We start from the raw sequence: 9,381 nt of genomic DNA, 5'->3' as shown, positions 1-9,381 counted from the left end.
GTGTGGAATTGTCGGATATATTGGCCATGCGGGTGAGTCCCGCAACTACTATGCGCTGGACGTTGTCCTAGAGGGACTCCGCCGCTTGGAATACCGCGGATATGACTCTGCAGGTGTGGCAGTGCATTCCGGTTCAGAGATCAGTTTCCGGAAGAAGGCAGGCAAGGTTGCCGCCCTGGAAGCGGAGATCTCCCGCGCCCCACTGCCTGATTCCATCCTCGGAATCGGACATACCCGGTGGGCCACCCATGGCGGTCCCACCGACGCCAATGCCCACCCACATGTGGTGGCCGGGGGCCACCTGGCAGTGGTCCATAATGGCATCATTGAGAACTTCTCCGAACTGCGTGCGGAACTTGCCACCAAGGGCTACAACTTCGTCTCATCCACCGATACCGAGGTGGCGGCCTCCCTGCTGGCTGAAATCTACAAGACGGACGCAGCAGGGGACCTGACCCTGGCCATGCAGCTGACCGGACAGCGCCTGGAAGGAGCCTTCACCCTCCTGGCCATCCATGCGGATCACAGTGACCGCATCGTGGCGGCACGCCGCAACTCACCACTGGTCATCGGACTGGGGGAGGGCGAGAACTTCCTGGGTTCTGATGTCTCCGGATTCATCGACTACACCCGCAGCGCCGTGGAGATGGGCAATGACCAGGTGGTCACCATCACCGCCGACACCTATGAGATCACCAGCTTTGAGGGCACCCCGGCTGAAGGAAAGCCCTTTGCCGTGGAATGGGATGCAGCCTCCGCCGAAAAGGGTGGCTTCCATTCCTTCATGGATAAAGAGATCCATGATCAACCCGCAGCTGTCCGCGATACCCTCCTGGGACGCCTTGATGAAGACGGCAAGCTGGTGCTGGATGAACTGCGCATTGATGAATCCACCCTGCGCAGTGTGGACAAGATCATCGTTGTTGCCTGCGGCACTGCCGCATATGCCGGCCAGGTAGCCCGCTATGCCATCGAGCACTGGTGCCGCATCCCCACCGAGGTGGAGCTGGCTCATGAGTTCCGTTACCGCGACCCCATCGTGAATGAGAAGACCCTTGTGGTGGCGCTGTCCCAGTCCGGTGAAACCATGGACACCCTCATGGCTGTACGCCATGCCCGGGAACAGGGGGCGAAGGTGGTGGCCATCTGCAACACCGTCGGATCCACCCTGCCCCGTGAAGCGGATGCCTCCCTGTACACCTACGCCGGCCCTGAAATTGCAGTTGCCTCCACCAAGGCATTTCTGGCACAGATCACTGCTTCCTACCTGCTGGGTCTCTACCTGGCACAGCTGCGTGGAAACCAGTTTGCTGATGAGGTGGAGACCATCCTGGATAGCCTCCGTGAGATGCCGGAGAAGATCCAGCAGGTCATCGATGGAGAAGACCAGATCAAGCAGCTGGGCAAGGACATGGTCAACGCCAAGTCCGTGCTGTTCCTGGGCCGTCATGTGGGATACCCGGTGGCACTTGAAGGTGCACTGAAGCTCAAGGAGATCGCCTATCTGCACGCCGAGGGCTTTGCTGCTGGCGAACTCAAGCACGGTCCGATCGCCCTGGTGGAGGAAGGCCAACCGGTCTTCGTTATCGTGCCCTCCCCACGCGGTCGTGACTCCCTGCATTCCAAGGTGGTATCCAATATTCAGGAAGTCCGTGCCCGTGGTGCTGTCACCATCGTGATCGCTGAGGAAGGGGATGAAGCTGTCAATGATTATGCCAATTTCATCATCCGCATTCCGAAGGCACCGACCCTGATGCAGCCACTGCTGGCTACCGTTCCGCTGCAGATCTTCGCCTGCGCTGTGGCAACCGAAAAGGGCTACAACGTGGATCAGCCCCGCAACCTGGCCAAGTCAGTCACCGTGGAGTAATTCTCAGGCTCAGAAAGAAGCAAAGCCCTCAGATGGAGTATCCATCTGAGGGCTTTGTCGATGTCAACGAGATATCAGAGGTTCATTTTCAGTCTCACACCGAGATCATCACAGACCTCTTCGATGCGTTCAGAATCAGTTTGATCCACCCGCCAGATGCCAGTGACCGTGATGCTGGTGAGCCCGGATTCACGAATCAGATCCACCATGCCGTCCAGGTTGGTGGGGGCCGGACGATCAATTCCCCAGACCGCTCTACCCAGGAGGAGGAAGAAGTCCTGTCGGGTGGTGAAGGTACCGCTCAAAACGATAGTCATCTAGTTCTCCGCATCGGTGATCTCGCAGAAGCTCTCATAATGGTCCTCGGTGTAGTACCAGACATCAGGATCAGTTTCCTGGGTGCCACCGGTGACAATACGTAGTGGGCCACGATGGTTCAGGCCAGGAGTTTCCACAGTGTATTCACGGTAGTAGTTGCTGGATTCATCCGGGAGGATCTCTTCATAGTTGCCAAAGCGGACACCATCATTATCGGGGTAGTCATAGGGGCCGCCGGCCAAGATGTCAGCGATGACCAGATCCGCTTGGTTGGGAAGTTCTGTCACGGAGCAGACAGGCAGATCACTGACGGTGTCCTGCTGAGCCTCGCTGGTGGAGCTATCTGTGGTTGCAGCAGCACCGGTGACAGGTGAAGCCTCAGGTGAAGCCTCAGGTGAAGTGGCTGGCGAGGATGCTGGTGATGGTGTGGGGGAGGCGTTATCCGAGGAGTCCTCGTTGCTCATATCAACGCCCAACCATGCTGCGGCGAGGATCAACGCCGCGCCGATGAGTCCGGCTACTTTCTTATTACCACTTTTCTGCATGGCTTCAATCTTGGCATATCCGGTGTATGGGTAGGTTGTCCGCCCGAAGGACTAGAGTATTGAGCATGGCAAAGGGACGCATACCGGAAAGTGATATCCAGGCAATTCGTGAACGAACTCCGATCGAAGAGATCGTGGGAGATTACGTGCAGCTCAAGTCAGCTGGTGCAGATTCACTCAAGGGACTCAGCCCCTTCAAGGATGAGAAGACACCATCCTTCCATGTCCGCCCCAACCGCGGTTATTATCACTGCTTCTCCACCGGCCAGGGCGGAGATGTCTACTCCTTCCTCATGGAGATGGAACACATCTCCTTCCCCGAGGCCGTTGAAGTCTGTGCTGAGAAGATCGGCTACCAGATCAACTATCAGGGTGGTGGCCCGGGACGCAGGGAAGAACCAGGCACCCGTCAGCGCCTCATCGCGGCGAATAAGGCAGCGCATCAATTCTACCGTGAACAGTTGGAAACCCCGGAGGCGCAACCGGGCCGTGACTTCCTGCTCCAGAGGGGGTTCAGCAAGGATCACATCTACCACTTCGAATGTGGCTATGCGCCGGCTGGGTGGGATGTGATGACCAAGCACCTGCTGAAGAAAGGCTTTGAGTTCAAGGAGCTGGAGGCAGCAGGTCTATCCAAGATGGGTAAGCGTGGCCCGATTGATCAGTTCCAGCGACGCCTGCTGTGGCCGATCAAGAACCTGTCTGGTGATGTCATCGGTTTCGGTGCCCGCAAGCTTTTTGACGACGACAAGATGGGCAAGTATATGAACACGCCCGAAACCCTGTTGTACAAGAAATCCAAGGTGCTCTTCGGTCTGGATACCGCCAAGCGTGCCATTGCCCAGAGTCACCAGGCAGTGGTGGTGGAAGGTTACACTGATGTCATGGCGATGCATGCCGCAGGCATCGATACCGCCGTGGCATCCTGTGGTACGTCCTTTGGTGAGGAACACCTGCAGATGCTGCGTCGCCTGATGTTGGATGATAATTACTTCCGCGGTGAGCTCATCTATACCTTCGATGGTGATGAAGCAGGACAGAAGGCCGCGATGCGTGCCTTCGAAGGAGACCAGAAGTTCACCGGACAGTCCTATGTTGCTGTGGCGCCGGAAGGCATGGACCCCTGCGATATGCGTCTGGAACGAGGAGATGCCGCGGTGCGTGACCTGGTGGCCAGCCGTGTGCCCATGTTTGAGTTCGTCATCCAGTCCATCATCAGCCAGTATCCACATGACACGGTGGAAAGCCGTCTCAGTGCACTGCGGAGGGCGGTGCCGATTGTGGCTGAGATCCGTGACAAGACCCTCCAGTCTGAATATGCACGTCTGCTCGCCGGATGGGTGGGGTGGCCAGACCCGGCAGAGGTTCTGCGCCAGGTGCATGAGGAGGCTCGTCGCCCCAAGCAACAGAAGAAACAGCTGCGTGCCACCCGCTTTGAAAAAGACAAGATGGAGGATCAAAGCCAGCGGCCGAACATGACCATGCCCAATCCCCGCAACCCAGCATTGTGGCAGGAACGGGAATCTCTCAAGATCGCGCTGCAGTACCCGGAGCTGGCTGGGTCCTATTTCGATGGGCTAGCCACTGATAGTTTCACCAACCCCGCTTACCGGATGGTCCGTGATGCCATCGCCGCAGCCGGTGGTTGTGAACGGGCAGGCGATGGCGTGGACTGGTTGCCACGAGTCTCTGAGAACATGGCCGATCTGCTCGGAACCTCGCTGGTCTCTGAGTTGGCCATGGAACCGATTGAGGTGGAGGCCCAAGATGTTGAGTCCTATACCGATGGTGTGCTGTCCCGTCTGCAGGAAACCCGGGTGGGCAACCAGATTGCGGTGTTGAAAACCCAACTCCAGCGCATGCGTCCCTCCGATGATGAGCAGGCATATAACTCACTTTTTTCTGACCTGGTGGCACTTGAACAGGCACGCCGGGAACTGATGTCGCGGGCATTCAGGGGATAGTAAAAGCAGGCGGGGAGTTATTCCACATGGATAACTCCCCGCCTGCTGTAAAGAGGACTTTTTAGTCACTGTCGGGTTCAAGGACAGTATGACCATCATCGGTACGCAGGTTGCGCACCTCCTTCATACGGGGTTCCGGATCAAGCTTGTTGGCGATTGCCCGACGGGTGGCATTCAGAGCGGTCTTGGTCACCGGGGAATTAACAGCGGCCACATACCCCTTTTTGATCTGGTGGTATCGCTTACGCCCGGCCTTGGTGCCTAGTACGTAGCCAGCGGCAGCGCCGATCACAAGCTGGATCATGGGTGTATGACTCTCCCTAACACTCTGGTGGTTCCTTCAGAAGTAACAGCCTACAGTCTACCTGCTTTGGCTTCTTCAAAATTGATGGCACGGGCAGCACTGATCAGACCGATATGGGAAAAAGCCTGCGGATAATTACCCGCCATCCGGCCATGCACTGTTGAGTATTCCTCAGCGAAAAGCCCCAGTGGACTCTGGACAGCGAGGATACGATCCATCATCTCCTTGGCATCCTTCAGACGGCCGGAGAGTGCGTATTGTTCCACCAACCAGAAGGAACAAATGAGGAAGGGATACTCATCCCCGGCGAGGCCATCAGAACCATCGGTGATATAGCGATGCAGGAACCCGTGATCATCCAGCAGTTCCTGCTCAATACGTGCGACGGTGCTGAGCATCTTCGGATCGGTGGGGGAGATGAAACCGATCTGGACCAGGTGGAGGAGGGAGGCATCCACATTGGTGTTGTCATAGCACTGGGTGAAGGATTGAATCTCCTCGTTATAACCATGCTCCATGATCTCAGCACGGAGACGGTCACGTAGTTCCCGCCAGCGTTCCACCGGCCCATCAAGGTCGAATTCCTCCACGGCTTTTACACCTCGGTCAAAAGCCGCCCACATGGAGGCCCGTCCATGGGTGAAGAACTGCGGTTCGGAACGCATCTCCCAGATGCCCTGGTCCTTGCGGTCAAAGTTGGCTTCCTGGAATTCCAAGATGGCCTTCTGCATGCCCCAGGAAAACTCATCCTCCTCGCAGCCAGCACGTCGGATGGCTTCGAGCGAGACCATCACCTCTCCGACAACATCCGCCTGGTACTGTTCCGCGGCACCATTACCGATGCGCACCGGGGTGGAGTTCTCATAGCCACGCAGGTGGGGGAGTTCACGCTCGGGCAAGTGGCGTTCGCCACCGAGTCCGTACATGATGCGGAGGTTTTCTGGATCACCGGCGATGGCACGCAGCAACCAGGTGCGCCACTGCAGGGCGGCACGGGAGAATCCATATTCCACGAGGGACTCAATGGTCAGGGCGGAATCACGCAGCCAGACATAGCGGTAATCCCAGTTGCGGATGCCACCGAAATCCTCCGGAAGAGATGTGGTCAGGGCAGCGACGATGCCACCTGTCTGCAGATCGGTCAGGGCACGCAGGACCAGCATGGAACGGCGGACCTCGGCGTTATAAAGCTTCTGCTCCGGCAACGCTTCAATCCAGCTGGACCAGAAACCCAGGGTGGCCTCCAGTGAAAGTGAATAATCCGGTAGCGGTGGATGGTCCTCAAAAGACGGTGCCCAGGTGAGCACCCACTCCAAGGAGTCACCTTCCTTCAGTGCAAAGGTGCCACTGTGACCATCCTTGGCGGGGCGGTGCGGCATCTTCGGGCCCCGCACATACACGGAGTTCGGGCCGGCAACAGCCTGGACCACACTGTTATCGCCTAAGCCCTCGGTGCGGAAATACGGGGTGGATTCGCCATAATCAAAACGGAGGCGCAACGTGGCCTCCACCTCCACCTCACCTTCCACACAGTGGACGGTACGCACCAGGTCAGTGATATTGGGGGTCTCTGAATCATGAATGGGCATGAAATCCACAACACGTGCGGTACCGGTGGCAGAGCGCCACACAGTTTGCACCACAAAGGAATCACCCAGGTAAGCATGGCTGATCACTTCACCACCTGTCACACGGATGCTCCAATGCCCATGATCATGGTCACCAAGCAAACGGGTGAACATCGCCTGGGAATCAAACCTGGGCAGACACAACCAGTCGATGCTGCCATGTTTGGACAACAGGGCACCTGTGTGGGTGTCCGATAGCAGGGCGTAGTCCTCCAGCGGTGTATCCAGGGGAATAGAAGCTGCTGTGCTTTCGGATTTTTCCATGCCTGCCAGGGTAGAGCGTGATGGAAAAAAGTGACAATTATCGGCATTCCCGACTGGGGTATCTTTCCACGGTGGAGGTGGCTGGAACCCCTTGGATCAGGGACTTCTTCACCGTGCACAGGGCACCGATGGAACGCTCAGCTGCTGCAATCAGTTTCTCCTGACGCCTATTTTCTAATGAGGACATGTCGGCGGAGATGATGTTGCTCAGCGAATCAATCAGATTGCTGGCTGCATCGTGGGTGGCATCCACACGGGAGGTGACAGTGGCATCATCGCCCAGTTTGTCCACCAGTTGAGCCTCCGCCGACAGGGCGGCACACCCTGCCAATGCTGCCTGGAGAAGTTCAATGGGGGAGAAGGCACCTTCTGCACCTTCCAAGCCGATGCTCAACGACGCCCCGCGACCATTGTCCACGGTGTAGGTCCAGTTGCTGGTACGGGTGGCAGTGATGGTGGAGATATTTTTGCTCATGGTGCCAAAACTACGTGAAGGTAGTCGGGGACCCCTAGAATCCGCCCTTTGAGTACCGAAACCAAAACACCCGCTATGATCCGGAGATCATAGCGGGTGTTCATATGGCTCCTCCAACTGGGCTCGAACCAGTGACCCTTCGATTAACAGTCGAATGCTCTGCCAACTGAGCTATGGAGGAATAAGTTACCTTTGGAAGCTGCTCTGAGCTGCTCCCTTGCAACGAGATATAACTATAGCCCGATGCCGTGAAAACACACAAATCAGCAGGTCATTACAGGAATCCGTGTTCATAAACCCACTCAAGACCCACTCTGTCACCGACAGGGGAGTCCGCCCGGGTGACGTCCTCAACCCGGACCCAGGTGAAACGAACCGACGCGGGAGACAAGGAAGCAATGGCATACCCATGGGCATCCAGATCCACATGACGGACATGCGGACAGTTGTCACGGAGGAAGGCCTCAGTACCCAGACTGAGGTGATTGTTCTCGGGAAGTTGCGCAAAATCATCCACATTGGGCGAGGAGATGGAACTGCACACCAGTTCCGCCCCCACCTGCCGACCATCCGCACTGACCGTGCTGCCCCACTCAGAATGAATATCACCGGCCAGAAACAACGTGGGCTTCCCTGTCCCCGCGAGTACGGACAGCAGGTGGTCACGTTCATGGGAATACCCATCCCACTGGTCCAAGTTGGTGGGCAGTGGGGCCGGGAGACGGAACTGGGGATGGCCGGTGATCTGCATCGGGGAGAACATCACTGAACTGCCAATGATGTTCCACCGGGCTGGTGAATTCTCCACCTGGGTTTTCAACCAGCTGAATTGTTCAGAACCCAGCATGTTGGCAGAACCGCCATCAACCAACCACTGGGCATGGGAAGGTGGCGCATCGCGGAAACTGCGCAGATCAACCATGGAGAGCTGAGCCAGTTCACCAAACCTGAATGACCGGTACAACAGCGAGGCAGCGGTAGTACGCACCGGCATCCATTCCAGATAAGCCTGCAGGGCAGCCTGCTGACGGGCATGCCAACCACCTTCGCCGGGACCATGATTCTGGGCGCCTTCCCGCCAGGAATCATTGGCAGACTCGTGATCATCCCACATGACAACCCACGGCAGGGCTGCGTGAGCTGCCTGCAGGTGCGGATCAGTGCGGTAGAGGCCGTAACGCACGCGGTACTGATCAAGCGTGATCGTCTCACCCGCCGGTTCCACCTGACGGACCGCCCCCTGTTTCCCCGTGAACTCTCCGCGTGCATATTCGTAGATGTAATCCCCCAGGAACACCACCAGATCCAATCTGTGGGCAGCGGCGCGCCGGGCGATGTCCCCATAGGCTGCAAAATGCCCGGATTCCCAGTTCGCGCAGGATGCCACGGCGAGGTTGAGGGAGGCCAGGGGGGCGTCGTCAAGCATCAGCGTTGTGGTCGCCCCCACCGGTGAGTGCTCACCGGTGGGGGCGGTGAACCGGTAGAAATAGCGGGTTGCGGGTTCGAGCCCGCTGGCGTCGATATGCACGGTGTGGTCATATTCCGGTCCGGTCACCACTGTTCCACCTGCGATGACGGTGCTTATCGACGCCTCCCGTGCCACCTCCCATATAACTGTTACTGATTCGCCCCTGCCGCTGCCTGGAACAGCATCTACTGATGGTGTGACCCTGGTCCAGAGGATGACTGAGTGCGTGGTGGGATCTCCGGAGGCTACCCCATGCTGAAACCAGCTGTGTGCTTCGCTGGCTGTCACCGGAGTTGTTGCGGGGACTGTGAGAACAATAGCGGCTGCTGTGGACTGCAGGAATTGACGACGAGTGATGGCGGGGCTGTCAGTCATGAGCTTCTCCCCTGATGTTAAGGAACGTGACCATCACACGATAATCCTCAAAAGGGAGGGGTGTACAGGTTGGATTAACATCCATGGTTATAATGATCGCGTTGCCTGCATACGCGGGTAGGGGGCTATAGCTCAGTCGGTTAGAGCCACGGACTCATAATCCGTTGGTC

8 protein-coding genes and 1 tRNA gene are annotated in these 9,381 nt (G+C 57.4%); 2 read left to right on the top strand and 7 right to left on the bottom strand.

The genetic code is table 11. From position 1 onward, the window contains the following. A partial coding sequence (gene glmS, locus Q0M74_RS11195; RefSeq protein ID WP_293954461.1) for a glutamine--fructose-6-phosphate transaminase (isomerizing) occupies positions 1-1,870 on the top strand: 1,870 nt, incomplete at its 5' end. A gap of 74 nt (positions 1,871-1,944) precedes the next feature. Here glmS and Q0M74_RS11190 read toward each other — a convergent pair. Beyond that, positions 1,945-2,187, bottom strand: coding sequence for a hypothetical protein (locus Q0M74_RS11190; protein ID WP_293954459.1), 243 nt, complete (start codon positions 2,185-2,187; stop codon positions 1,945-1,947). Then, on the bottom strand, positions 2,188-2,733 hold the full coding sequence (locus tag Q0M74_RS11185) for a ribonuclease domain-containing protein (protein WP_293954457.1): 546 nt from the start codon (positions 2,731-2,733) through the stop codon (positions 2,188-2,190). It lies immediately after the preceding gene. A 65-nt stretch (positions 2,734-2,798) separates the two neighbouring features. Here Q0M74_RS11185 and dnaG point away from each other — a divergent pair, with 65 nt between their 5' ends. Continuing rightward, positions 2,799-4,697 (top strand): DNA primase, encoded by a 1,899-nt coding sequence (gene dnaG / locus Q0M74_RS11180; RefSeq protein ID WP_293954455.1) that lies wholly within the window; start codon positions 2,799-2,801, stop codon positions 4,695-4,697. 61 nt (positions 4,698-4,758) lie between these two features. Here dnaG and Q0M74_RS11175 read toward each other — a convergent pair whose 3' ends face one another. From Q0M74_RS11175 to Q0M74_RS11155, 5 genes are all read right to left on the bottom strand, one after another. Continuing rightward, complete coding sequence (locus Q0M74_RS11175; protein WP_293954453.1) at positions 4,759-5,001, bottom strand: hypothetical protein; 243 nt, start codon at positions 4,999-5,001, stop codon at positions 4,759-4,761. Positions 5,002-5,051: 50 nt separating this feature from the next. Continuing rightward, positions 5,052-6,893 carry a glycoside hydrolase family 15 protein gene (locus Q0M74_RS11170; protein ID WP_293954451.1) on the bottom strand — a complete coding sequence of 614 codons (1,842 nt, stop codon included), beginning with the start codon at positions 6,891-6,893 and terminating at the stop codon, positions 5,052-5,054. Between the two features lie 37 nt (positions 6,894-6,930). Further along, positions 6,931-7,368: an OsmC family protein gene (locus Q0M74_RS11165; protein ID WP_293954449.1), complete on the bottom strand. Its 438-nt coding sequence runs from the start codon at positions 7,366-7,368 to the stop codon at positions 6,931-6,933. Between the two features lie 105 nt (positions 7,369-7,473). Beyond that, a tRNA-Asn gene (locus tag Q0M74_RS11160) sits at positions 7,474-7,549 on the bottom strand. A 93-nt stretch (positions 7,550-7,642) separates the two neighbouring features. Further along, complete coding sequence (locus Q0M74_RS11155; RefSeq protein WP_293954447.1) at positions 7,643-9,211, bottom strand: alkaline phosphatase; 1,569 nt, start codon at positions 9,209-9,211, stop codon at positions 7,643-7,645. Positions 9,212-9,381: the final 170 nt, after the last annotated feature.

The sequence above is a fragment of the uncultured Corynebacterium sp. genome (assembly GCF_945649885.1).
In the GTDB taxonomy this organism is placed as follows: Bacteria; Actinomycetota; Actinomycetes; order Mycobacteriales; family Mycobacteriaceae; genus Corynebacterium.
This window is presented reverse-complemented; position numbering and strand designations above follow the sequence as displayed.

Bases quoted from the DNA above. Each gene is read 5' to 3' on its own strand.
- Q0M74_RS11190 (WP_293954459.1), bottom strand. From the start codon at position 2,187: ATGACTATCGTTTTGAGCGGTACCTTCACCACCCGACAGGACTTCTTC.
- Q0M74_RS11185 (WP_293954457.1), bottom strand. From the start codon at position 2,733: ATGCAGAAAAGTGGTAATAAGAAAGTAGCCGGACTCATCGGCGCGGCG.
- dnaG (WP_293954455.1), top strand. From the start codon at position 2,799: ATGGCAAAGGGACGCATACCGGAAAGTGATATCCAGGCAATTCGTGAA.
- Q0M74_RS11175 (WP_293954453.1), bottom strand. From the start codon at position 5,001: ATGATCCAGCTTGTGATCGGCGCTGCCGCTGGCTACGTACTAGGCACC.
- Q0M74_RS11170 (WP_293954451.1), bottom strand. From the start codon at position 6,893: ATGGAAAAATCCGAAAGCACAGCAGCTTCTATTCCCCTGGATACACCG.
- Q0M74_RS11165 (WP_293954449.1), bottom strand. From the start codon at position 7,368: ATGAGCAAAAATATCTCCACCATCACTGCCACCCGTACCAGCAACTGG.
- Q0M74_RS11155 (WP_293954447.1), bottom strand. From the start codon at position 9,211: ATGACTGACAGCCCCGCCATCACTCGTCGTCAATTCCTGCAGTCCACA.